This window comes from Actinotalea endophytica (genome assembly GCF_025717005.1).
Lineage (GTDB): Bacteria > Actinomycetota > Actinomycetes > Actinomycetales > Cellulomonadaceae > Actinotalea.
On record NZ_JAOVZU010000004.1, the window covers coordinates 50,841 to 75,079 of the forward strand.

The window sequence follows — 24,239 nt, forward strand, 5'->3', positions numbered from 1 at the left end:
GGCCACAACGCCGGCGGGCCGCCCCGCGTTCGTTCGCGGGGCGGCCCGGGCGTTCGGGGGATGACGCTCGTCAGGCGCCGGCGGTCGACCTCTCGCGGGCCAGTGCGTAGAAGAACAGCGCGACCGGCCGGTACATGGCGTGCGCGAACTTGGTGAACGGCAGCATGAGCATCAGCTCCATCGCCACCGCGACGTGCACCAGGAAGACCCAGTAGCCCCACGCCGGCGGCGCCGACATGTAGAGCGCGACCTCGATCACGAACCCGGTGAACCCGGTGATCCACAGCAGGCTCAGGAACAGCCAGTCGGACCCCTTCGAGTCGGCCTGCGCGGTGGACCACTTCTTCCACCGGCCGATCATGAACACCGTCACGCCGTACATCAACGACAGGCCCGCGACCGTGCCGAGCGCGCGCGACGGGTACCACAGCGGGATCGGCGTCCCGGTCTCCTTGATGCCCAGCAGCTCGAGCCCGTAGTCGATCAACGTCGCGCCGAACAGGCCGAGGAAGCCCCAGATGGTCAGCGCGTGGACCAGCCAGCGCCGCCGCCACAGCGGCTCGACCTCCTGGTCGTCGTGGCAGTCATCCCGGAACCGCTTCTGGCCGAGCGACTCGATGCCGAGCGAGTCCCACACTGCGCCGAGCGTGCGCTTCCACGCGGCGCCCGAGCCGACGGTGTCCTTGAGCGTCACGCCGTCGCGCTTGCCGATCGCGCGGACCATCCGGACCACGCCCCAGGCACCGGCCAGGAACATCGCCGCCATGACCACGATGCCGAGCCAGTGGACGACGTCGTTCGGCACGAAGTCGAACAGCGCGAGCTCCGGCGCGTCGATCCCGCCGAGGTCGGCCTGGGTCAGCATGAAGGTCGCGAAGAACGCCGCGACGAGCACCGCGATCACGGTGCCGATCACCGGCTTGGTGTAGAGCACGCGGGCCAGGCCGGTCGGCTCGTAGGACGCGATCGCGTACCGGCGGGCCGCGGCCATGAACTCACCGGGGTCGGCCTGCGTCGGGCAGGAGTCCGAGCACAGCCCGCAGTGGTAGCAGGTCCACAGCTCCTTGGAGCCGAGCAGCTCGTCGGTGAGCCCGACCTGCGCGTACCGGATCACGCGGCGCGGGAAGGTCGCGTCGTTGTCCGACAGCGGGCAGATCGCGGTGCAGTTGCCGCAGGAGAAGCACGCGTTGACGTCGGCGGCCCCGAACTTCTGCAGGTCACCCATCAGGTCGATGTTGACGACCGTGGCCATGTCACGCTCCCTTTCCTGGCAGGCCGTACGGGAAGTAGCCCTCGTCGTCGTCATCGGGGAACTCGACCAGGTGGCCGTAGCGACGCATCCCCATCACCCAGTACAGGACCTCCTCGGCCGGGTGGCCGATCGCCTGCGCGAGGTCGGGCACGGTGAGCGGACCGTCGGCCAGGGCGGCCTTGATCACCCCGTGCATCGTCATCTCCTCGCGGATGACCTCGCGCGGGTCACGCAGCGCGTGGCCCGTCGGGCTCGTCGTGGTGCTCATGCCACCGGCTCCTTCTCGGGGGCGACGACCAGGCCGTCGATCGCCGCCATCATCTGCGCGTGGGTGTAGCCGAGCAGGTCGATCGCGTCCTCGGGGCAGACCGGCGCACAGCCGCCGCAGCCCTTGCAGCTCGCCGCGCTGATCGTGGCCTTCTCGCCCTCGTCGCACACGTACGACGTGATCGCGTCGTACGGGCAGGTCGTCAGGCACTCGCCGCACCCCGTGCACATGCTCTCCGTGACGGTGGCCACCAGTGGGTCGAGCTCGGCGAAACCCTTCTTCAGGATGCCCGCGGACTGCGTGACGGCCGCCAGGCCGCCGCTGATCGCCTCGGTCGCCGGCTTCGGCCCCTGGCAGGCGCCCGCGATCAGCACGCCGTCCACCACGGTCTCCACCGGCCGCAGCTTGGGGTGGATCTCGTTGTAGAAGCCGTCGTCGCCGGTCGGCAGCTTGAGCAGGGTGGTCAGGTCGTCGTTGTCGCGCGGGACCATCCCGGTGACCAGGACGACCAGGTCCACCGGCAGGGTGAGCGGTTCCGGCGACGTCAGCGCGTCGGTCACGGTCACGGCGAGCCGCTTGTCCGGCAGCTGCTCGATCGACGGCGGGGCGTCGTCCGGGTACCGCATGTAGACCGAGCCGCGCTCGCGGGACTCGGTGTACATCAGCTCGTACTTGCCGTAGGCCCGCACGTCGCGGTGCAGGTGGAACTGCCGGATCGACGGGTCGAGGTCGGAGACCTTGATCGACGCGTGCACCGTGGCCGCGCAGCAGAACTTCGAGCAGTACTCGTTGCCGCCGAGCTGCCGGTTGCCCACGCAGTACACGTACGCGACCGAACGGACCTTGCGGCCCTGCCAGGCGAGCGTCCCGCTGCCCTTGGCCGCGTCGACCAGCGTGCCGAACTCGTGGATCGTCACGACGCCGTCGATGCCGTAGCCGAGCTCGCCGGCCTCGGGCGCATAGACGTCCGCACCGGTCGCGATGACGAACGTGCCGACCTGGTACTGCCGGAGCTCCTCGGTCTGCTCGGTGCGCAGCCGGACCTTGGCGGTGTAGTTGCCGAACGACCCGGCCTTGCCGACCAGCTCGGCGTTGGTGAGCACCGTGATGGTCGGGCGCGCGGCGACCTGGGCCAGCAGCTCGGCGATCTGCTCACGGCCCGGCTTGTCGCGGGGGAACATCGGGCCGAGCTTGCCGACCCAGCCGCCCAGCTCGGCCTCACGCTCGACGATCGTCACCGCGACGCCGATGTCGGCCAGGCCGATCGCGGTGCGCAGCCCGGTGATCCCGCCGCCGACCACCATCGTGGCGGGCACGGTCTCGACGCGCAGCGGCTCGAGCGGCAGGGACAGCCGGGTCTTCGCGATGCCCGCCTGGACCAGCGCGATGGCCTTCTGGGTCGCACCGTCGTGGTCGTCGGTGTGCGCCCACGAGTCCTGCTCGCGGATGTTCACCTGCGTGTAGGCGTACGGGTTCAGGTCGGCCCGCGCCGACACGCCCCGGAACGTCGTGGTGTGCAGCTTGGGCGAGCAGGACGCGACGACCAGGCCGTCCAGGTGCTCGCCCTGGATGTCGTCGATCATCTCGTGCTGCGTGCCGTCGGCGCAGGCGAAGAGCGTGGTCTTGCCGACCACGACGTCCGGGTCGGCCGAGATGGCCTCGCGGACCTTCTCGACGTCCACGTAGTCGGAGATGTTGCCGCCGCAGTGGCAGATGTACACCCCGATGCGGCGCTTCGAGCTCTCGCTCATGCCAGCACCTCCGCTTCCTGCGTGACCGCCGCGCGCTCGAGGTGAGCGGCGACCTGGGCGACCGCGGCACCGGCGTGCACGATCGTGTCGACGATGTCCTTGGCGCCGGAGGCCGTCCCGGCGACGAACACGCCGGGGATGTCGGTGACGCCGGGGTCGACGTCCTCGCTCGGTTCGGCGACGTAGAAGTACTCGTCGAGTCCGAGCTGCTCGTCGGTGAAGAGCCGTTCGACGTCCCGGTTGGGCTGGATGCCCACCGCGAGGACCACGAGGTCGTACTCCGCCTCGACGATCTCGCCGGTCCCCTCGGTGTCCTCGTAGCGCAGCACGAGGTCGCCGTTCTCCTTCTCGGTGACCTTCGAGACCCGGCCGCGGATGTACTGCGCGCCCATGTCCTTGGCCTGCTCGTAGAACTCGTCGTAGCGCTTCCCGGCGGCCCGCATGTCCATGTAGTGCATGGTCACGTCGGCCAGCGGCAGGGCTCCCATGATCAGCTGGTTCTGCTTGATCGAGTACATGCAGCAGACCTTCGAGCACAGCGGGTTGCCCACCTGCGCGTCGCGCGATCCCGTGCAGGAGATGTACGCGATCCGCTCGGGCACCTTGCCGTCACCGGGCCGCAGCACCGTGTTGAACGGTCGGGTCGGCGCCAGCAGCCGGTCCATCTGCATACCCGTGATGACGTTGGCGTACCTGCCCCAGCCGTACTCGGGCTTGTTGTCCGCCGCGAACAGCTTGTAGCCCGTGGAGACGACCACCGCGCCCACCTCGACCTCGGTCTCGACGTCGCGCTTGTCCATCCGGATCGCGTCCGCCGGGCAGGCGTGCACACACTCCTGGCACTCCGAGCAGACCCCGCAGTCCAGGCAGCTGCCCGCCCCGGAGCGGGCCTCGGCCTCGCTCAGCGGCGACTCGATCTCGTGGAAGTCCCGCGGGAGCGCGGCCAGGTCGACCGCACCCTTGATCGGGTTCCGGTGACCGAACGCGGTCTGCCGGGACAGCACCTGGTCGTGCGTGACCGTGTCGATCCGGTCGTCCAGCGCGGTGAAGCCGGTCATCGGCTGGTCGTTGACCCAGCGGTCGACCATGTGGGCGGCGCGCCGCCCGGCGCCGATCGCCCGCGTGATGTCGGTCGCGCCGGTCGCGACGTCCCCGGCGGCGAACAGGTACGGGACCTCGGTCTGCAGGGTGTGCGGGTCGACCGTGATCCGCTGCCCGCGGCCGACCGTCACGACGTTCTCGTACAGGGTCGCGTCCGGGCTCATCCCGATGGTGGAGATCACCAGGTCGCAGTCGACGGTGGTCTCGGCTCCCGGGACCGGCTCGGGGCTGCGGCGGCCGGAGGCGTCCGGCGCGCCGAGCTGCATCTTCTGCAGGCGGACGCCGGTGACCGTGCCGTCGGCCGCGAGCACCTCGAGCGGGGTGACCAGGAACTCGAACTGTGCGCCCTCGGCCTCGGCGTCGTCGGCCTCGACGTGGTGCGCCGGCATCTCGGCGCGCGTGCGGCGGTAGACGACCTTGACGTCGGCCGCGCCGAGGCGCAGCGAGACGCGCGCGGCGTCCATCGCGACGTTGCCGCCGCCGACCACGACGACCCGCTTGCCGGTCAGGTCCGGTGCCTTGTCGTTCGCCACGTCGGCGAGGAAGTCCAGACCGTTGACCGACCCGGCGGCGTCCTCGTTCGGCACGTCCATCGGCGTCGCGTTCTGGGTGCCGGTGGCCACCACGACGGCGTCGTAGCCCTCGGCCTTGAGCGCCGCGAGGTCGTCGATCTTCGCGTCGCACTCGATCTGGACGCCGATCGAGGTGAGGTTCGCGATGTCCGCGTCCACGACCTCGTGCGGCAGGCGGTAGGACGGGATCGCGTGGCGCAGGAACCCGCCGGGCTGCGAGCGCTTCTCGAAGACCTTGACCTGGTAGCCCTGGCGCGCGAGCTGCCACGCCGCGGTCAGGCCCGCGGGGCCGGAACCGACCACGGCGACCTTCTTGCCGTTCGGCGCGGCCACCTCGACGGCCGGCCCGGACGGGGTGGCGCCGTTCGCCGCGTAGTGCTGGTCGGCGGCGAACCGCTTGATCAGCCGGATCGGCACCGGGCCCTCGAGCTTGGTGCGGGTGCACTCGGACTCGCAGGGCGCGTAGCAGGCCCGCCCGAGGGTGCCGACCAGCGGGGTGGCGTCCAGGACCAGCTGGAAGGCCTCCTCGTCCTTGCCGGACCGGACGAGCGAGACGTAGCCGTGCGCCTTGATGCCGGCCGGGCAGGCGCCGATGCACGGCGACGTGCCCTCGCGGTCGAGCACGGCCTTCTTGGGCACGGCCTGCGGGAAGGCGATGTACGCGGCCCGGCGCGCGGCGAGGTCGGAGTTGAACTCGTCGGGGACCGCAACGGTGCACGCCATCTGGCAGTCGCTGCACCCGGTGCACGCGGCCCAGTCGACGAACGTCGACTTCTCCTTGACGGTCGCGGTGAAGCGTCCGTCCGCACCGCGCTTGATCCCCGTCACCTCGGAGTACGTCTTCGTGGTGATGTTCGGGTGGTTGATCGTCGAGGACATCTTCGGGCCGGAGATGCAGCTCGCGCAGTCGAGGGTCGGGAAGACCTTGGACAGCAGGATCATCCGCCCGCCGACACTCGCCTCCTTCTCGACCAGCAGCACCTTGTAGCCCATGTCGCCGAGCTTGATCGACGACTCCATGCCGCCGATCCCGCTCCCGATCACGAGGACGTCGTAGTCCATCAGTGACTCCTGCTCCTTCTGGTCGCGCCGCCAGGGCGTGCCGGATGACGTGCGTCTAGATGAAGAGGTTGACGTTCGACTCGTCGGCCTCGCCGAGGTACGAGGCGACGCCCGCGTACTCGATGTCGTCGAGGAGCTCTTCCTTGGTCAGGCCCATGACGTCCATCGACATCGTGCACGCGATGAACTTCACGCCCTGCTCGCGCGCGGTCTCGATGAGCTCGGGCAGCGACATGACGTTCTGCGCCTTCATCTCGCGCTGCATGAGCTTGGGACCCATGCCGGCGAAGTTCATCTTCGACATCGCGAGCTTCTTCGGGCCGCGCGGCATCATCGCGCCGAACATCTTCTGCACGAACGTCTTGTCCGGCGCCGCCACGGGCGAGTCCTTGCGGATCGCGTTCAGGCCCCAGAACGTGAAGAACATGACGACCTCGTCGTCCATCGCCGCCGCGCCGTTGGCGATGATGAACGCGGCCATCACCTTGTCGAAATCACCGCTGAACACGATGATCGTCTTCTTGGTCGACTCCACCTCGAGTGTCCCTTCCCAGTCGGTCGTGGTGCGGTTCAGCCGACCGGCACGGGCTTGGGCCCGAGCTGGACGAGGGCGGCCGAGAACTCCCGCATGTAGTTGGCGAACGGCTCCGCGCAGACCGAGCAGACGGCGGCCATCTTGAGCCGCTGCGGCTCCAGGCCCTTCTCGGCCATCAGCTCCTGCGCACGCGTGACGATGTGCGCGGTGCGCTCGGCGCAGTCCGGCAGGTAGGCGCACTCCTCGCCGTCGGAGGCGATGAACACACCGTCCTGGCCGTTCTCGAGAGCCCGCACGATCCAGGCCGGCTTGATGCCGCTCGAGCAGGGCACGGCGAGCACGGAGACCGTCGCCGGGTAGTGCAGGTGCCGGCTCCCGGCGAGGTCGATGCCCGGGTCGGAGATGTTGTTCGTGGAGAACACCAGGATCCGGGGCATCGGCTCGCCGGAGCCGTCGTGGTCGCTCATCCGCAGGTCACTTCATCTTCATGAAGAGGCGCAGGTAGCCGGCGTCCTCGTAGTGGCCCAGGTACTCGTGACCCATCTTCTTGGCCCAGGCCGGCAGGTCCTTGAGGGTGCCGGAGTCGGTCGCGAGGACCTCCATGACGGCGCCGGAGGCCACGCCCCGGACGGCCTTCTTCGCGGCCAGGATCGGGCCGGGGCACGAGGTGCCACGGGCGTCGACGACGACGGTGTTCGTGAGGGCCTTGAGCTCCTCGGCTGCGGCGGTCATGAGTCCCCTCCCAGGGTGCTGTGGTGGTGCAGGAGAGCCGTCGCCCCGGTGGACGACGGACGCAGGTGGGGGGCGCGCACGACAGCACGGGAGGCAGCCTCGACACGGCTGCTCCGGGGACCCGTCATCGGGCCTGGTGTGATCGCCACGGCCTCAGCGTCGAACCGCGGGCGCACGGGACCGGGGGTCCTACGTCCCTACCCCCGGGGGTATTTTGTGAAGCGAATCACAAAGTCCGGACGCGCTGGGTCAAGGGTCCCGCTATACCCCCGCCGGTATCCGTGACATTGGTCCGAGAGGGTGGCTCGGGAGGCCGCGCGGACGGCGGCGTCTCCAGGCGTCAGCACGGCACACGCGAGGCGTCAGGACGGCACACGCGAGGCGTCAGGACGGCACACGCGAGGCGTCAGGATTGCCTGCGAGGCGTCAGGAGAGCCGGCGCACGAACAGGTGCAGGTCGCCGCCGTCCTCGTAGGCGCCGAGGTACTCGTGCCCCACCTTCGCGCTCCACGACGGCACCTCGGCGAGGGTCGTCGGGTCGGTCGCGAGCAGCTGCAGGACGCCGCCCACCTTCGCCTCGCCGATCGACTTCTTCACCGCGAGCACCGGACCCGGCCGGCGCCGCCCTCTGGCGTCCACCACGAGGTCACAGGTCAAGGACTTCAGCGTTGTCACGCCACCGGACATGAGCGCCTCCCCGTCGAGGTGCAGCCCGCCGACCCGTCGTCGGCTGGCTCCACGATGCCTCGCGGGCCGGGATTTGTCAGGGGCCTAGGTCCCTCGACCGGCCGGGCCGCCCGGGCTCGCCCAGCGCGGAGCCCGCCCACGTCCAAGGCTCGTGACGTCGTCCGGAGCGGCCCGCGAGCCCGAATTGCGACGTTTGCCCCTTTCCGGGCCAACGTGACGTGCGTCACAATCGAGCGTCGACCCCGGGAGCCCCCATGGACCGTCGGATCCTCGCAGCAGCCCTCCTCGCGGTGGCGACGATCGCACCCGCGGCCCTCGCAGGTCCGGTGGCCACCGCCGTCGGCGACGAACCCGAGGTGCACTTCACGGCGGCCGGCGACTACGCCGCCGGGAGCAACGCGCAGGCCGTGTTCGCCACGATCGGCGGCCTCGCACCCGACTTCAACCTCGCCCTGGGCGACCTCTCGTACGGCACCACGGGCGCCGAGCAGGCCTGGTGCGACCTGGTCACCGCCGGGGTCGGTGCCGGCTTCCCGTTCGAGCTCATCGCGGGCAACCACGAGTCGAACGGCCTGAACGGCAACATCAACGACTTCTCCGCATGCCTGCCGAACCAGCTCCCCGGGCTGATCGGCACCTACGGCCGTCAGTGGTACGTCGACGTGCCGGCCGGCGACCCGCTGGTCCGGGTGGTCGCGATCTCGCCCGCCCTGACGTTCCCGGACGGGACCTGGCAGTACACCGCCGGGAGCCCCCGGTACGAGTGGACCGCCGCGGCGATCGACGGAGCCCGCAGCTCCGGCATCCCGTGGGTCGTCGTGGCGCTGCACAAGCCGTGCCTCTCGCTCGGCGAGTACGCCTGCGACCCGGGCCCCGACCTGAACCAGCTCCTGCTCACCAAGCGCGTCGACCTCGTGCTCACCGGGCACGAGCACCTCTACCAGCGCACCGCGCAGCTCGCGCTCGGCACCGGGTGCACGACGCTGACCCCGGGCGTCGAGGCCGACCCCGACTGCATCGCCGACGCCGACGACGACCTGGTCAAGGGCGCCGGAACGGTGTTCGCCACGGTCGGGACCGGCGGCCAGGTCCAGCGGGCGGTGCACACCGACGACCCGGAGATCGGGTACTTCGTCGCAGCGTCCGGCTCGGCCGACCCCACCTGGGGCGCCCTCGACGTCCGGGCGACCGCGACCAGCCTCACCGCGTCCTTCGCCCGCGCGTCCGGCAGCTCGTTCACCGACGGCTTCACGATCACCGCGGGCGGGCCCGCGACCAACCAGCCACCCCTCGCCGCCTTCTCGACGGCGACGTCCGGGCTCACCGCGACGCTCGACGCGACCGCGTCGTCGGACCTCGACGGCACCGTCGTGGCCTGGGACTGGGACTTCGGCGACGGGACCACCGGCACCGGCGAGACCACCACCCACGAGTACGCGACCGGCGGCACCTACACCGTCCAGCTCACCGTCACCGACGACGACGACGCGACCGCCACCACCAGCCACGACGTCACGGTCGTCGACCCCGGCACCGCGCTCGCCCTGGACACCTTCACCCGCACCGTGACCGACGGCTGGGGCACCGCCGACCTCGGCGGACCCTGGTCGACCTCCGGCACGTCGTCCCGCTTCGCCGTGACCGGCTCGACCGGCACGTGGTCGATGGCACCGGGCGCGTCCGTCGCGTCCTGGCAGACCGGTGTGTCGTCCGCCTCGACCGAGGTGCAGCTCACCCTCGCCACCGACCTGGTCCCGGCAGGCAGTGGCGCCTGGGTCCACGTGCAGGGCCGCCGTGTCTCGGCAGCCGAGTTCTACGGGGCCCGGCTGCGGTACTACCCCGACGGCACCGTGGCGCTGCAGATGACCCGCGGCAACGGCACCGTGGTCGCCGGGGGCTTCGTGCCCGGCCTGACCGTGGCCGCCGGCGACCGGCTGCGGATCCGGCTCCAGGTGGAGGGCACCGGTCCGACGGTGGAGCGCGCCAAGGTGTGGAAGCTCGGCGAGAGCGAGCCCGCCGGGTGGTTCAGCGAGTTCAGCGACGCCACGGCCGGGCTGCAGGTCCCCGGCGGGGTGGGCCTGTCCGCGTACGCGACCAGCAGCGCCGGCCCGGCGTTCACCCTCTCCGTGGACGACTGGTGGGCCGGCCCGGTCGGCGCCGTCCCCGGCGGCAACCTGGCGCCGGTCGCGGCGTTCACCGCGACGCCGGACGGTCTGTCCGTGGGCCTGGACGGCACCGCCTCCGCCGATCCCGACGGCACCGTCGTGGCCTGGGACTGGGACTTCGGCGACGGGACCACCGGCACCGGCGAGACCACCACCCACGAGTACGCAACCGGCGGCACCTACACCGTCCAGCTCACCGTCACCGACGACGGTGGTGCCACCGGCTCGACGGCCGTCGACGTCACGGTGTTCGACCCGACGGTGAACCAGCCGCCGGCCGCCGCCTTCACCGCGTCGGTCACCGGCCTGGGCGTGTCCCTCGACGGCACGACGTCGACCGACCCGGACGGCACGGTCGTGGCCTGGGACTGGGACTTCGGCGACGGGACCACCGGCACCGGCGAGACCACCACCCACGAGTACGCCGCCGGCGGCACCTACACCGTCGAGCTCACCGTCACCGACGACGACGACGCGACCGCCACCACCAGCCAGGACGTCACGGTCGTCGACCCCGGCGCCGCGCTCGCCCTGGACACCTTCACCCGCACCGTGACCGACGGCTGGGGCACCGCCGACCTCGGCGGACCCTGGTCGACCTCCGGGGCGGCAAGCGTCTACTCGGTGTCGGGCGGCGAGGGCCGGATCCTGCTGCCGAGCGGTGGCTCGGGGCCGGACGTGTCCCTGCCCGGGTCGGCGACGGCGAGCACGGACCTGGTCGTCACGCTGGGTTCCGACAAGGTCCCCGGCGGCTCGGGGCTCTACACCGCGATCGCGCCCCGGCGGACCGCGGCCGGCGAGTACCGGGTGCGCCTGCAGATCCGCAGCAACGGTGCGGTCCAGCTCGGCCTCGCCCGCGTCGAGGGCTCGGAGACGGCGATCGTGCCGGTGGCGACCGTGCCGGGGCTGACCTTCACGGCCGGCGACCGGCTCGTCGTCCGGGTGCAGGCCTCGGGCACCAACCCGACGCTCCTGCGGGCGAAGGTCTGGTCGGCCGCGAGCGCCGAGCCGGCGGCGTGGCTGGCGTCCGCGACTGACACGACCGCGGCGCTGCAGACGTCCGGCTACGTCGGCATCAACAACTACCTGTCGAGCAGCGCGACGAACACGCCGATCGTGCTCAGCGTCGACGACCTCGCCGTCCGGCTGCCCTGATCGCGCACGCCGACGGGAGCGCGTCCCGGCGACCCCGACCGGCGTCAGGCAGCCCGTTCCCGGACCACCTGCGCCACGTCGAGGCGCCGGATCGCGCGAGCCGCCGGGATCTGCGACGCCGCCGCGGCGAGGAGCACGCCGAGCGCAGCCAGTCCGAGGACCCACCAGCCGAGGTCGAGCTCGATGATGAACATGTCGCTGTTGAACAGCCCGAGCATGCCCCGCGCGGCGAAGAACCCCGCGACGAGGCCGAACGGCAGGCCCGCGATGATCGCGACGATGTTCTCCGTGGCGAGCACGCCGGCGGCCCGTCGCACGGTCACCCCGGCGGCGCGCAGCGTCGCCAGCTCGATCGTGCGCTCGACGAGGTTCACCGCCATGGTGACCTCGATCACCGCGAGCGCCAGCACGCCACCGAGGACCACCACGACGCCGACGAACGCCCAGAACAGGCCCAGGTAGCTCTCGATCATGGTGAGCAGCGCCCGCGTGTCGCTGTAGGCGAGCACGTCGTCCATGGTCGTGATCGTCGAGCGCAGCGCGCTGCGGTCCGCGCCCTCGTCGAACTGGACGAGCAGCACCTCGGCGGGGTCGGCGACCAACGAGGAGACGGTCTGCCTCGTGCCGTAGACGAGCGTGCCTAGCGGCTCGTCCACGAAGCCCGCGAGGGTGGCGGTCGACGTCGCGCCTGCCGCGTCCGTGAAGGTCAGGGTGCTGCCGACGGAGACGTCCAGCAGGTCGGCGAGCCTGGCTCCGGCGAGCACGCCGTCGGTCGGCAGCGGCACGTCGGACCCGCCGTCGACGAACCCGTGCATCGCCGTGCCGGGCTCGAAGCCCTGGAGGTCGGTGGCGTAGCTCTTGTCGCCGGAGCTGACTGTGACCCGCGCGACGAGCGACGGCTCGACCGTCGTGACGCCGTCGGTCGCGTCCAGCGACGCGGAGACCTGGTCCGTGGTGCCCGGCACCACGACGACCTGCGCGTCCTCCCGCTGGATCGTGCCGTACTGCGCGTCCAGCGCCGTGATCATCGACGTCATCAGTCCGACCGACGCGAGGACGAGCACGAGCGCGATGACCGATCCGAGCATCGTCGCCAGGGTGCGGCGCGGGTTACGCACCACGTCTCGCAGCGCCATCCGGGTGGTGGCCGGCAGCACGCGCAGCCGCGAGACGGCCGCGCCCCACCAGCCTTGCCCGGCGAGCACCACCTGGTTGCGCATGGCCTCGGCCGGCACGGTCCGCGCGGCGACGAACGCCGGCACGGCCGCGCCGATCGCGCCGACCACGACGCCCAGCGCGAGCCCGATCACCACGAGGTCGGGGTGCCCGGCCACGACCGTGTCCGGGATGCCGAGCTCGGTCGTGTACTCCTTGGTGATCAGGACGGTCAACGGCGCACCCAGGGCCGCACCGGTGGCCGATCCGGCCAGCCCGATGAGCAGGCCCTGGAGCACGTAGTGCCAGATCAGGTGTCCGCGTCTGGCGCCGGCCGCCATCAGCGTGCCGATCACCGGGCGCTCGGAGAGCACCCGCCGGGCGAGCAGCACGTACGCCGCGACGGTGGCTGCGGTGAGGAACAGCAGCGGGAAGGCGACGGACATCTTGTCGAAGCCGTCGAGGTCGAGGTGCAGGGCCGCGTCCGACGGGTTGTCCTCGCGGGTGAGCACGTCGGTCGCGCCGGCGGCGCGCACCGCCTCGATCACCGTGGTCCGGTCGGTCCCGTCGAGCAGCGCCAACGCCTCCGTGGGGCCCTGCCCCGACCACGCCCGGACCTGGTCCTCGGCGGCGAAGACGACCGCGAAGCCGTACGGGTCACCGAGCACCTGCTGCCGGCTCGGCGCCGGCCAGAGGTACTCGGGCGAGATGACGACGCCACGGACGGTGACCTCGTGCCAGCCGCTCGGGCTCAGCACCTGCAGGTGGTCGCCCGGTCCCAGGTCGAACGTCGCGGCCGCGTGCTTCTCCAGCAGCACGCCGTCGGGGTCGTCGGCCGAGAGGTAGTCGCCGTCCACCACGTCCACGTCGTCCACCGCGGGGTGGGCGTCCGCCGGCAACCCGACCAGCCGACCCTGCAGCCGGGTGCCGCCGATCGTCATGGGCTGGTCCGCCGTGGTCCGCACGATCGCCTCGGCCGCGCCGGCTCCGAGCGCGGCGTCGGCCAGCGCCTGCGGGTCGGTCCCGCTCGCGACCACGTCGGCGAACCCCAGCCGTTCGTACGTGCCCTCGTAGGACGTGGACAGGTTGCGGAACGCGCCCGCGCTGGCGACGTACATCGCCACGCCGAGCGCCACCGTGAGCGCGACGGCTCCCACCTGGGTCCGCTGGCGGCGCAGGTCGCGCAGTGCCTTGCGGGTGGTCGCTCTCACCAGGACACCGCCTCCGCCGAGGCCGGCTCGTCGTTGCGCTCGACCGACTGCACCCGTCCGTCCACGACCGTGACCACGGTGTCGGCGATCTGGGCGACGGACACGTTGTGCGTGACGACCACCACGGTCCGGCCCGCCCGGTTCAGGTCGAGCAGCAGCGCAAGGATCTGCCGACCGGTCGTGAGGTCGAGCGCCCCGGTCGGCTCGTCGGCGAGGAGCACGTCGGGGTCGGTGGCCAGCGCCCTGGCGATCGCGACCCGCTGCTGCTGGCCGCCGGACAGCTGGGCCGGGAAGTGCTCGGAACGGTCCGCGAGCCCCACCTGAGCCATCAGCTCGGGCACCCGGCCCGGATCGCCGATCCCGGTCAGCTCCACGATGATCTCGACGTTCTCGCGCGCCGTGAGGGTGGGGACGAGGTTGAAGAACTGGAAGACGAAGCCGACGTGCTCACGCCGGAAGCCGGCCAGGTCCACCGGGCTGCGGCCCGAGATCTCCTCGCCGGCGACGACGACCGTGCCCGAGGTCGTCTGCTCGATCCCGCCGACGACGTTCAGCAGCGTGGTCTTGCCGGAGCCGCTCGGCCCGAGCACCACGGTGAACGAACCGGGCGCGAGCTCGAGGTCGACACCGTCCAGCGCGCGGACCTCCGCGTCGCCGGCACCGAAGACCTTGTGCACGTCGGCCAGCCGGACGCCGCCGCGCGCCGCGCCACCGTCCCGGGGCCGGGCCTCGGGACGCCGCTCGTCGCCGGACCCGTGCTCCGCCTGCTGCGTGGCGCCATGCCCTCGCTCGTCCGCCGCCTCGTGCCGCCCGCTCATCCGTCACCCTCCCCCTCGCCGCCCGGTCCCAGAGCCGACGGGCCGTCGGGCGGCGACGCCACGACCCCGTGGAGATAGGCCTCGACGACACCGGCGGCCCAGCGCTCGGCGCCCTGCGCACCGAGCGGGTCGACGCCGAGCGCGTCGCGCAGCTGATCCCGCAGCAGGAACACCCCCAGGTCGTTGACCAGCAGGAACGCGGCGCGGACCTCGGGGTCGGCGGACGGCCGGAAGACCCCGGCCTCGACCATCCGCTCGGTGACCTCGAGGGTCATCCGGTACCAGCGCCGGAAGAGCTCGCCACCTTCGCTCGAGACGAGCAGGCGGCGCAGGTACGCGGGAACCGGGGACCCTGGGCCGAGGTGCTCGAGCAGCAGGCCGGCCGATCCGGCCGCGATCTCCTGCGCGTCGCCCTGCATCGCGTCGTCGAGACTGCTGAGCATCGACTCGAGCAGATCGGCGACGTGGTCGTCGACCGCTTCGCGCAGCGCCTGCTTGGTACCGAAGTGGTGCACCACGAGGCCCGGCGAGACGCCCGCCGCGGCGGCGACCTCACGCACGCTCACGGCATCCGGCCCGCGTTCGGCGAACAGCTGGAGCGCGGTGTCCCGCAGCCGGGTCTTGCCCGGTGGCCACTCGTCGGCTGTACGCACGTACAGCACTATACACTCGTACAGTGCGCGGCGGGCGGTCCCCGCGGTCACGCGCCGCCGACGTCCGGGCCGGCATGCCGGGGCTCCGACCAGCGCAGGAACCAGGCCGCCGCGATGGACGTCACCCAGGCCAGGGCACCAGGTTCCTCGAACAGGTGCGTGGCGCCGTCGACGACCTCGAGCCGAGCGTTCGGCAGCACCTGCGCCGCCGAGGTGTTCAGCGCGAGCACCTGCGGGTCGTTGCCGCCCACCACGAGGAGCACCGGGCAGCGCACCCCGGGAAGCGCCGCCTCGGCGAGGTCCGGCCGGCCGCCGCGCGACACCACCGCCGTGACCTGGGGTCGCCTCGCCGCCGCGATCAGCGCGGCGGCCGCACCCGTGCTCGCCCCGAAGAGCCCCACCCGCAGGCCGGCAGTCCGCGGGTCGGCGCCCAGCCAGTCGACCGCGCCGGCCGTGCGCTCGGCGAGCAGCGGGATGTCGAACCTGAGGTGGTGCGTGCGCTCGTCGGCCTCACCCTCCTTCGCGGTGAGCAGGTCGAGCAGGAGCGTGCCGAGGCCGGCGCGGTTCAGGCCGTGCGCCACCTGGCGGTTGCGCGGGCTGAACCGGCTGCTCCCGCTGCCGTGCGCGAAGGCCACCACCGCGCGGGCGTCGTCCGGGACCTCGAGGTCACCCTCGAGCACCACGCCGTCGCCGTCGACCCGCACCACCTCGCCCATCGCGTCCTCCTAGGCCGGGGCGTGCGCGGTGAGGTACGCGACCGCACCGTCGACCGTGACGATCTCGGCGTAGTCGGACTCCGGGATCTCGACCCCGGTGACCTGGAACAGGCCGATCGCCATGTCGAGGATGTCCATCGAGTCCAGGTCGAGCTGCTCACGCAGGTCCTCGGCCGGGTCGACGTCGTCCAGGTCGACCTCGGGCGCCACCTGGCCGAGCACGCCCAGCACGGTCTGCTGCAGGGACGTGGTGTCCATCTCGTCCTCCTCAGAGCCGGTCCGGCTGCTGCAGCAGCCGGTCGATCGCGGCGAGCAGGGCCGCGCCACGGTGACCGTCGGTCACCCGGTGGTCGGCCGCGAGCGACGCGGTCGTCACCGGGCGGACCGTGAGCATCCCGTCGACCGCCCAGGCGCGGTCCCGCACCCGGCCGAAGCCGACCATCGCCACCTGCGGCGGGTTGATCACGGGTTGCACGGCGTCCACACCCTGGTCGCCGAGGTTCGTCACGGTCGCCGTCGGGTCGGACATCTCCGACGAGCGGATCCGCCCGGCCCGCGCCCGGCCCACGAGGTCGTGCAGCGCGGCCATCAGCTCGGTCACCGAGAGGCGGTCCGCGTCGTGGATCGCCGGAGCGACCAGTCCCCCGCCGCGCAGGGCGATCGCGACCCCGAGGTGCACGTTCTCCGCCGGCCGCAGGGCGTCGTCCAGCCAGTGGCCGTTGAGCTCGGGGACCTCGCGCAGCGCGAGCGCGACGGCCTTGAGCTGCAGCGCGGCGAGCAGCACCCGGTCGGTGACCGGCACGGATGCGTTGTGCTCGTCGAGCCACGTGGTCGCCCGGTGCAGGTCGATGTCCGTCGCGAGGTAGAAGTGCGGGATCTCGCGCTTGGACCGCGCCATCGCCGCAGCGACCGCACGCCGCAGCGCGGCCTGGCGTTCGGCGCCGCTCAGCGGGGTCACCGGCGTCGCGCCGGTGCCGGGCTCGCCGGACGTCGGCGTGCGCTTCGTCGGCCGCGCCGCCGCCGGCACAGTGACCGGCACAGTGATCGGCACAGCCGTCCGGGTCGGTTCGGTCGCCGCGGCCGACCGCGCGGCAGCGAAGTGCTCCACGTCGACCGTGGTCACCGCGCCACCCGGGCCCGTGCCCGGGACCGTGGCGAGGTCGATGCCGAGAGCCTCTGCGTGCCTGCGGGCCAGCGGCGAGGACGCCACCCGGGTCCCGGCGGGGGCGCGCGACGGCCGGGCGCGCGGCGCGGGCCCGGGAGCCCGTGACCGCGCGGCGACGTTGACCGGAGCCGGCTCGTCCGCCGGGGCCGGCGCGCGCGGCGGCCGCGACGCGGCGGTCTTGCGCCCGGTGCGCTGCTCGACGCCGGTGCGTCTGCGCGCAGGAGCCTTCTTCTCCGCCGAGATCGTCGCGAGCGGTGTCCCGACCGGGACCCGGTCACCCTCCGGCACGAGGAGCTCGGTCACCACACCGCTGGTGAAGGTCTCCACCTCGATGACCGACTTGTCGGTGTCCACCTCGGCGACGATGTCGCCCTTGTCCACGTGGTCCCCGACGGCCACCCGCCAGGCGACCACGGTGCCCTCGTCCATGTCCGCCCCGAGGGACGGCATCCGGAACTCAGCCACTGCCGACCACCTCCAGAGCCGCCGAGACGACGTCCGCGACCTGCGGCACCGCCGCCTGCTCGAGGTGCTTGGCGTACGGGATCGGCACCTCCGCGCCGCACACCCGCGCCACCGGCGCGTCGAGCTCGTAGAACGCGCCCTCGACGATCCGGGCGGCGACCTCGGCGGACAGCCCTCCGCTGCGCCAGCCCTCGTCGACCACGACGGCCCGGTGCGTCCGACGCACCGAGTCGAGAACGGTCGCGTCGTCCAGCGGCCGCAGCGTGCGCAGGTCCACCACCTCGGCGGAGACACCGTCACCGGCCAGCTCCTCGGCTGCCGCGAGCGCGCGCGGCACCGAACCGCCGTAGGCGATCACCGTCAGGTCGTCACCGGCACGTCGCACCGCCGCGTGGTCGATCTCGACCGGTCCGGCGTCGGCCGCCAGCTCCCCGGCCACCCCGTACTGCGCACCGTTCTCGAAGATCAGCACCGGGTCCGGGTCCTGCAGTGCCGTCCAGAGCATGCCGCGCGCATCCGCCAGGGTGCCCGGGGCGAGCACCCTGATGCCCGGGATGTGCGCGTACCAGCCCTCCAGGCTGTGCGAGTGCTGCGCGGCGAGCTGCCGGCCGGCGCCGGTCGTCATCCGGATCACCAGCGGCACGTTCAGCTGCCCGCCGGACATGTGCAGCATCGTCGCCGCGTTGTTCACGATCTGGTCCAGCGCGAGCAGGCTGAAGTTGACCGTCATCACCTCGACGATCGGGTGCATGCCGCCGAGCGCGGCCCCGATCCCCGCCCCGACGAAGCCGGACTCCGACAGCGGCGTGTCCCGCACGCGCTCGGGCCCGAACTCGTCCAGCAGCCCGCGGCTGACGCCGAAGCACCCGCCGTAGCGGCCGACGTCCTCGCCCATCAGGAACGCGGTCGGGTCGCGCTGCAGCGCGTCGCGCAGGGCCTCGTGGAAGGCCTCGCGGAAGGTCAGGGTCACGGTCGCCTTCTCGGCCGTCCGCTCCTTCTCGGTCGTCGTCATCACACGGCCCTCCGGTACACGTCCTTGGTGAGGTCCTCGACCGGTTCGGGCGTCCCGGCCTCCGCGAACCGCACCGCCTCGTCGATCTCGGCGACCACCTCGTCCTCGATGCGGTCCAGGTCGCCGGGCTCGAGCAGACCCGCCGCCGCCAGACGCGCCGTGAACAGGTCGATCGGGTCGCGCTCGCGCCACCGCTCGACCTCCTCCTTGGAGCGGTAGAGCTCGGGGTCGTACATCGAGTGGGCGCGGAACCGGTACGTGCGGAACTCCAGGAACACCGGCCCGCCGCCCCCGCGCACCGTGTCGACCGCACGCCGGGCGGCAGCCGCGCAGGCCAGCACGTCCATGCCGTCCACGGCCCACGCCGTGACGCCGTACCCGGACGCCTTGAGCGCGAGGTCGGTCTCGGACTCCGACCGCTCGAGCGCGGTGCCCATCGCGTAGAGGTTGTTCTCGCAGCAGAACAGCACGGGCAGCGACCACAGCGCCGCGAGGTTCATCGCCTCGTGGAACTCGCCCTCCGCGACGGCCCCCTCGCCGAAGAAGCACGCTGTCACGCCGTCCCGCCCGGACATCCGGTCGGCCAGGGCCAGCCCCACCGCGAGCGGCAGGCCGCCGGCGACGATCGCGTTGCCGCCGTAGAACCGGGTCGACGCGTCGAACAGGTGCATCGAGCCGCCACGACCGCGACTGCACCCCTCGACCACGCCGAACATCTCGGCCATGATCGACGGCGCACCCACACCTCGGGCCAGCGCGTGGCCGTGCTCGCGGTAGGTCGCCACGACCGCGTCGGTCGGGCGCAGGGCACCCATCGCGCCCGCGGCGACCGCCTCCTCGCCGATGTACAGGTGCAGGAAGCCGCGGATCCGCTCCGCGGAGTACAGCTCCACGCAGCGCTCCTCGAACCGCCGGATGCGCACCATCTCGTGCAGCAGGCGCAGGGCCTCGCTGCGATCCAGGTCGAGCAGCGGATCTCTCATGCCGGCTCCTCCCCCTCGAGGGTGGACAGGTCACCGATCGGCAGGCCGAGCTCCCGGGCGCGCAGCAGGCGGCGCATGATCTTGCCGCTCCGGGTGTGCGGGAGCTCGGTGACGAACGCCAGGTCGCGCGGCGCGACGGCCGCGCCGAGCCGCGAGCGCCCGAACCCGATCAGCTCGCGACGCAGGGCGTCGTCCGGCTCGACGCCGCGGGCCGGCACGACGAACGCCTTGACCACCTCGCCGGCCAACGGGTCGGGCAGGCCGATCACGCCCGCCTCGACCACGGCCGGGTGCTCGAGCAACGTGCTCTCGACCTCGAACGGCCCGATCAGGTGACCGGAGGACTTGATCACGTCGTCCGCGCGACCGAGGAACCACACGTAGCCGTCCCGGTCCACGGTCGCCAGGTCACCGGTGAGGTACCAGCCGCCCGCGAAGCAGGCCGCGTAGCGCTCGGGCTGGCCCAGGTAGCCGCGGAACATCGACGGCCAGCCCGGCCGCAGCGCGAGCTCGCCCTCGACGTCCGGTCCGAGCACCTCGACCTCGCCGCCGGTGACGACCGCGCCGCCGGGCCCCCGGCGCAGCACCGCGGCCTCGACCCCCGGCAGCGGCCGCCCCATCGAGCCCGGCCGGATCTCCGCGGCGGCGGTGTTGGCGATCATGATCCCGCCGGTCTCGGTCTGCCACCACGTGTCGTGGATCGGCAGGCCGAGCACCTCCACGCCCCAGGTCACCGCCTCCGGGTTGAGCGGCTCGCCCACGCTGGCCACGAACCGCAGGTGGTCCAGGCCGGCGCCGGGGCCACCGCCGATCCGCATCAGCCGCCGGACCGCGGTCGGCGCGGTGTACCAGACCGTCACGCGCTCGTCGCGCAGGATCGCGTACCACCGCTCGGCGTCGAAGTCGGCCTCGTCGACGATGCTGGTCACCCCGCGGGACAGCGGCGCGATGATCCCGTACGACGTCCCGGTCACCCAGCCGGGGTCGGCCGTGCACCAGAACACGTCGTCGGGGTGCAGGTCGAGCGCGAAGCGCCCGGTCGCCTCGTGCATCACGACCGCCTCGTGCACGTGGACCGCACCCTTGGGCGTCCCCGTGGTGCCGCTGGTGAAGTGCAGTAGGGCGGGCTGCTCCGGGTCGGTCGGGCCGATCGTGTACCCGTCGGAGGCCTCAGCCATCAGCGCGGCGAGCGACAGCGTCCCGGCCGGCGGATCGGCGTCCGCCGGGACGTCGACCAGCAGCACGTGCTCGAGGGTCGGCAGGCGGTCCCGCTGCGGCTCGATCTTGCGGGCGTACGCGGTCCTCGTGGTGACGAGCACCCGACCTCTGCCGATCTCGATGCGCTGCCGCACGGGCTCGGGGCCGAACGCCGAGAACAGCGGACTCACCACGCACCGCGCCTTGAGCGCGCCGAGGACCGAGATGTACAGGTCCGGGACCCGGCCGCAGAGCACGAAGACGACGTCGCCCTCGGCGGCGCCGAGCCGCCCGAGCACGTTGGCGAACCGGTTGGTGCGCCGCCGCAGCTCGGCGTAGGTGAGGTCCTGCCGCTCGCCGTGCTTGCCCAGCCAGCGCAGCGCGACGTGCTCGGCGCGGTCTCCGGTCGCGTGCCGGTCCACCGCCTCGTGCGCGATGTTGAGTCCCCCGCCCGGTAGGCCGTCGACCCAGGTCCGGGCCAGCTCCCAGGAGAAGTCGACCGTGGAGCGGTCCGCCGGCAGGTACGGCGGCACGTCCCAGTGCGTCTTGGTGATGGTGGTGTGCGTCATGACGGATCACCTGTTCCGGCCGCCACGACGACCGCGACGGCGTGCGTGGAGTCGTGCGCGAGGCTCAGGCCCCAGCGCTCCAGGCCCTGGTGGCGGGCGGCGGCCCGGGCGGCGCCGTGCAGCCGGACCGTGGGCGGCCCGCTCACGACGGGGACCTCGACGTCGCGCCAGCCGATCGGCCCGATCCCGGTGCCGAGCGCCTTGGCCACCGCCTCCTTGGCGGCCAGCCGCGCGGCCAGCCGGCGGGTGTCACCGTGGCACCCGCGCAGCTCGGCCGCGGTGAACACACGCGCCGTGAGGGCCTCACCGCGGCGGTCGACGAGTCCGGCGACCCGGTCCACCGCGACGACGTCGACGCCGACGGCGAACCGGCGCAGGGGTGACCGTGAGTCGTCGCGCGGCGGCTCGAGATGTCGAACGCTCGCTCTCATCGGATCCCCCACAGGAGCCCGTAAGCCCAGCCTCCCTCGCCACGGACCCCGCCGCGAGCGCCCTTGGTCCCCGGGTTTCGCCCGGGCGTCCGCTTCAGTCGTCGGCGCCCGTGCCGATGTCTCTGGTCGGAAAGGGGGACCGATGCTCGACGCTTCCTACGGCGACGAGTCGCTGCTCGCCGTCGCGCACCGCGGCGGTGCGGCACAGCGCCCGGAGAACACGGTCGCTGCCTTCGAGCACGCCCTGCACCTGGGTTTCCGCCACCTGGAGACCGACGTCCGCGCCACCCGCGACGGCGTGGCCGTGGCGTTCCACGACCGCACGCTGGACCGGGTCACCGGGCACAGTGGCCGGCTCTCGGACCTGACCTGGGACCAGGCGCGGCGGCTGCGGGTCGCCGGCTCGGACCCGGTGCCGCGTCTGGAGGACCTCCTCGCGGCGTGGCCCGAGGCCCGGTGGATGCTCGACGTCAAGCAGCCGACCGCCCTCGGGGCGCTCGTGCGTGCGGTCCGCCGGGCGGGCGCGACCCGTCGGGTGTGCCTCACCGGCACGTGGGACCGCTGGCTCGACGCTGCGCGCGGCGACCTCGGACCGGCGTTGAGCATCGCGCTGGGGTGGCGCTCGCTCGGGTCGCTGCTCGCCGGTCGGCCGGTGCACCGGCCGAGCGCGGGCTACGTGCACCTCCCGGTCCGGCTCGGGCGCCGCTGGGTCCCGACCCCGGGGCTCGTCGCCCGCTCGCACGACCTCGGGCTGCGGGTGATGGTGTGGGGCGCGCACGACGCCCCGACGATGACCCGACTGCTGGACACCGGCGTCGACGGTCTGATCACCGATCACACGGACGTGCTGCGCGACGTCCTTCGTGCGCGGGGCGCGTGGCGCGGCCCGGCCGACGCGCTCGCGTGACACGATCATGGCCGGTTCCCTTGCGCCGTGCCGGGCGCGGCCGATCGGTGAGGCGAGGAGGTCCCCCACCATGACCGCTGCCCGCTACGTCGCCCACGTCGCAACCGACGGAGGCGCCCACGTGTCCGCCGGGTTCGTCACCATCGACGCCGACGGCCATCCGCTGCACCGCGCCGAGCTGCTGGCCGAGGAGCTCGCGGTGCACGGCTGGCAGCCGCACGACGACGACGAGTCCACCGCGCACGCCCTGGCCGCTGCGGCCGAGGTCGCGCTCGCCGGTCTCGGCTACGAGCGGGACGGCGAGGCGATCAGCTGGTACTCCGAGGCGGACCCGATCGGTCGCTGGCGGACCACGACCGGCGCCGAGCTGCGCCCGCTGCCCGAAGCGGCCCTCGAGGGCGCCGCAGCGGTCTGAGGCGCGATCCGACCCGCCCGCTCGACCCGGGCGCCACGCTCCACCCGCCCGTCCTTGTGGCGCTCCGCACGGCCCGACAGACTGGGGTCGGGCTGACCGGGAGGAGTCGAGAGATGGCGAAGCGGATCGGGATCCTCACGGCCGGGGGCGACAGCCCGGGCCTCAACGCCGCGATCCGGGGCTTCGGCAAGACCGCGATCGGTCACTACGGCTGGGAGCTGCTCGGCTTCCGGGACGGCATCACCGGGCTGGTCAACGACCGCCACACGCCGCTGGACGGCGCCGCGCTGTCGGGCATCCTGACGATCGGCGGCACGATCCTCGGGACGAGCCGCGACAAGGTGCACAAGTTCCCCACCGACGACGGTCCGACCGACATGGTGCCGACCGTCGCCGAGATGTTCGAGAAGGAGGACCTGGACGGCCTGATCCTGCTCGGCGGCGGCGGCACCGCGAAGAACGCCAAGCGGCTGATGGACGCCGGCCTCAACGTGCTGCACCTGCCCAAGACGATCGACAACGACATCGCCCGCACGGACACCAGCTTCGGGTTCGCCACGGCCATGGAGATCGCGACCGAGGCGCTGGACCGGGTGCACTCGACGGCGCACAGCCACCACCGGATCATCCTCACCGAGATCATGGGACACAACGCCGGGTGGCTGACCCTCGGGGCGGGCCTGGCCGGCGGCGCCGACGTGATCCTCGTGCCGGAGCTCCCGTACACGGTCGAGAAGGTCGCCGAGACGATCAAGACCCGACTGAGCCGTGGCAGCTCGTTCTCGGTGGTGGCCGTCGCCGAGGGTGCGCGCGACGTCGACGACACCGCCGACTACGAGGCCGCACGCCTGCTGGTGAAGAACGCCCGCAGCGCCGAGGCCGAACGTGCGGCGCGGACCCACCTGGCCAACGTCGAGGACGCCCAGCGCGAGCACACCTTCCGGCTGGCCCGTGAGCTCGAGGCGGCGACCGGTCTGGAGTCCCGGGTCACGATCCTCGGCTACGTGCAGCGCGGCGGCACACCGTGCGCCGCCGACCGGCTCCTGGCGACCCGGATCGGGGCGGCAGCGGCCGACCTGGTCGCCGACGGCCAGTACGGCTACATGGTCGCGGCGCGCGGCGAGGGCACCGAGCCGGTACCGCTCGAGGAGGTCGCCGGCAACGTCAAGACCGTGCCGACCGACCACGAGTGGGTCTCGGCCGCCCGCAAGATCGGCGTCGGGCTGGGCGACTGACGACACAGGCCGGCAACGGTGGCGCTC

Annotated in this window: 22 protein-coding genes; 4 read left to right on the plus strand and 18 right to left on the minus strand. The window is 72.6% G+C overall.

Going from position 1 to position 24,239, the window contains the following annotated elements:
• Window positions 1-70: 70 nt before the first annotated feature.
• The 8 genes from OEB99_RS07875 to OEB99_RS07910 form a co-directional block, all read right to left on the minus strand.
• On the minus strand, window positions 71-1,252 hold the full coding sequence (locus OEB99_RS07875) for a 4Fe-4S dicluster domain-containing protein (protein ID WP_263509484.1): 1,182 nt from the start codon (window positions 1,250-1,252) through the stop codon (window positions 71-73).
• Window position 1,253: 1 nt separating this feature from the next.
• Entirely contained in the window at window positions 1,254-1,520 is a 267-nt protein-coding gene (locus tag OEB99_RS07880) for a hypothetical protein (RefSeq protein WP_263509485.1), read from the minus strand.
• Window positions 1,517-3,271, minus strand: a complete 1,755-nt coding sequence (locus OEB99_RS07885; protein WP_263509486.1) for a CoB--CoM heterodisulfide reductase iron-sulfur subunit A family protein — start codon at window positions 3,269-3,271, stop codon at window positions 1,517-1,519. Before OEB99_RS07885 ends, OEB99_RS07880 begins: the two co-directional genes overlap by 4 nt.
• Window positions 3,268-6,006: an FAD-dependent oxidoreductase gene (locus tag OEB99_RS07890; protein WP_263509487.1), complete on the minus strand. Its 2,739-nt coding sequence runs from the start codon at window positions 6,004-6,006 to the stop codon at window positions 3,268-3,270. The genes OEB99_RS07885 and OEB99_RS07890 overlap by 4 nt, the downstream gene beginning before the upstream one ends.
• Before the next feature lie 55 nt (window positions 6,007-6,061).
• Window positions 6,062-6,541: a DsrE/DsrF/DrsH-like family protein gene (locus OEB99_RS07895; protein WP_263509488.1), complete on the minus strand. Its 480-nt coding sequence runs from the start codon at window positions 6,539-6,541 to the stop codon at window positions 6,062-6,064.
• Between the two features lie 35 nt (window positions 6,542-6,576).
• Complete coding sequence (locus OEB99_RS07900; protein WP_263509489.1) at window positions 6,577-7,008, minus strand: hydrogenase iron-sulfur subunit; 432 nt, start codon at window positions 7,006-7,008, stop codon at window positions 6,577-6,579.
• A gap of 7 nt (window positions 7,009-7,015) precedes the next feature.
• Window positions 7,016-7,273: a sulfurtransferase TusA family protein gene (locus OEB99_RS07905; RefSeq protein WP_263509490.1), complete on the minus strand. Its 258-nt coding sequence runs from the start codon at window positions 7,271-7,273 to the stop codon at window positions 7,016-7,018.
• A gap of 426 nt (window positions 7,274-7,699) precedes the next feature.
• Window positions 7,700-7,960 (minus strand): sulfurtransferase TusA family protein, encoded by a 261-nt coding sequence (locus OEB99_RS07910; RefSeq protein ID WP_263509491.1) that lies wholly within the window; start codon window positions 7,958-7,960, stop codon window positions 7,700-7,702.
• Window positions 7,961-8,214: 254 nt separating this feature from the next.
• Between OEB99_RS07910 and OEB99_RS07915 the strand changes: the two genes are divergently transcribed.
• The gene (locus OEB99_RS07915; RefSeq protein WP_263509492.1) at window positions 8,215-11,280 is read left to right on the plus strand and encodes a PKD domain-containing protein; all 3,066 of its coding nucleotides are present in this window, start codon (window positions 8,215-8,217) and stop codon (window positions 11,278-11,280) included.
• A gap of 44 nt (window positions 11,281-11,324) precedes the next feature.
• Here OEB99_RS07915 and OEB99_RS07920 read toward each other — a convergent pair whose 3' ends face one another.
• Genes OEB99_RS07920 through acpS form a run of 10 tightly spaced genes read right to left on the minus strand, consistent with a single transcriptional unit; the run spans window position 11,325 to window position 21,655 of the window.
• Window positions 11,325-13,646, minus strand: coding sequence for an ABC transporter permease (locus tag OEB99_RS07920; RefSeq protein WP_263509493.1), 2,322 nt, complete (start codon window positions 13,644-13,646; stop codon window positions 11,325-11,327).
• Window positions 13,643-14,464: an ABC transporter ATP-binding protein gene (locus tag OEB99_RS07925; RefSeq protein ID WP_263509494.1), complete on the minus strand. Its 822-nt coding sequence runs from the start codon at window positions 14,462-14,464 to the stop codon at window positions 13,643-13,645. Before OEB99_RS07925 ends, OEB99_RS07920 begins: the two co-directional genes overlap by 4 nt.
• Complete coding sequence (locus OEB99_RS07930; protein WP_263509495.1) at window positions 14,461-15,117, minus strand: TetR/AcrR family transcriptional regulator; 657 nt, start codon at window positions 15,115-15,117, stop codon at window positions 14,461-14,463. Before OEB99_RS07930 ends, OEB99_RS07925 begins: the two co-directional genes overlap by 4 nt.
• A gap of 47 nt (window positions 15,118-15,164) precedes the next feature.
• The gene (locus tag OEB99_RS07935) at window positions 15,165-15,833 is read right to left on the minus strand and encodes a dienelactone hydrolase family protein (RefSeq protein ID WP_263509496.1); all 669 of its coding nucleotides are present in this window, start codon (window positions 15,831-15,833) and stop codon (window positions 15,165-15,167) included.
• Window positions 15,834-15,842: 9 nt separating this feature from the next.
• Window positions 15,843-16,091 (minus strand): acyl carrier protein, encoded by a 249-nt coding sequence (locus tag OEB99_RS07940; RefSeq protein ID WP_263509497.1) that lies wholly within the window; start codon window positions 16,089-16,091, stop codon window positions 15,843-15,845.
• Between the two features lie 10 nt (window positions 16,092-16,101).
• Entirely contained in the window at window positions 16,102-17,463 is a 1,362-nt protein-coding gene (locus OEB99_RS07945) for a dihydrolipoamide acetyltransferase family protein (RefSeq protein WP_263509498.1), read from the minus strand.
• Complete coding sequence (locus tag OEB99_RS07950) at window positions 17,456-18,433, minus strand: alpha-ketoacid dehydrogenase subunit beta (RefSeq protein ID WP_263509779.1); 978 nt, start codon at window positions 18,431-18,433, stop codon at window positions 17,456-17,458. Before OEB99_RS07950 ends, OEB99_RS07945 begins: the two co-directional genes overlap by 8 nt.
• A gap of 41 nt (window positions 18,434-18,474) precedes the next feature.
• The gene (gene pdhA / locus OEB99_RS07955) at window positions 18,475-19,458 is read right to left on the minus strand and encodes a pyruvate dehydrogenase (acetyl-transferring) E1 component subunit alpha (RefSeq protein ID WP_263509499.1); all 984 of its coding nucleotides are present in this window, start codon (window positions 19,456-19,458) and stop codon (window positions 18,475-18,477) included.
• Window positions 19,455-21,224 carry an acetate--CoA ligase gene (gene acsA, locus OEB99_RS07960; protein WP_263509500.1) on the minus strand — a complete coding sequence of 590 codons (1,770 nt, stop codon included), beginning with the start codon at window positions 21,222-21,224 and terminating at the stop codon, window positions 19,455-19,457. Before acsA ends, pdhA begins: the two co-directional genes overlap by 4 nt.
• Window positions 21,221-21,655: a holo-ACP synthase gene (gene acpS, locus OEB99_RS07965; RefSeq protein WP_263509501.1), complete on the minus strand. Its 435-nt coding sequence runs from the start codon at window positions 21,653-21,655 to the stop codon at window positions 21,221-21,223. Before acpS ends, acsA begins: the two co-directional genes overlap by 4 nt.
• A gap of 142 nt (window positions 21,656-21,797) precedes the next feature.
• On the opposite strand from acpS, the gene OEB99_RS07970 reads away from it, so the two are divergent.
• The 3 genes from OEB99_RS07970 to OEB99_RS07980 all read left to right on the plus strand — a co-directional run bounded on the left by OEB99_RS07970 (window position 21,798) and on the right by OEB99_RS07980 (window position 24,212).
• A complete protein-coding gene (locus OEB99_RS07970) occupies window positions 21,798-22,562 on the plus strand; it encodes a glycerophosphodiester phosphodiesterase family protein (protein ID WP_263509502.1) in 765 nt (254 codons plus the stop codon).
• Between the two features lie 70 nt (window positions 22,563-22,632).
• Window positions 22,633-22,977 (plus strand): hypothetical protein, encoded by a 345-nt coding sequence (locus tag OEB99_RS07975; RefSeq protein WP_263509503.1) that lies wholly within the window; start codon window positions 22,633-22,635, stop codon window positions 22,975-22,977.
• A 113-nt stretch (window positions 22,978-23,090) separates the two neighbouring features.
• On the plus strand, window positions 23,091-24,212 hold the full coding sequence (locus tag OEB99_RS07980; protein WP_263509504.1) for a 6-phosphofructokinase: 1,122 nt from the start codon (window positions 23,091-23,093) through the stop codon (window positions 24,210-24,212).
• Window positions 24,213-24,239 lie beyond the last annotated feature (27 nt).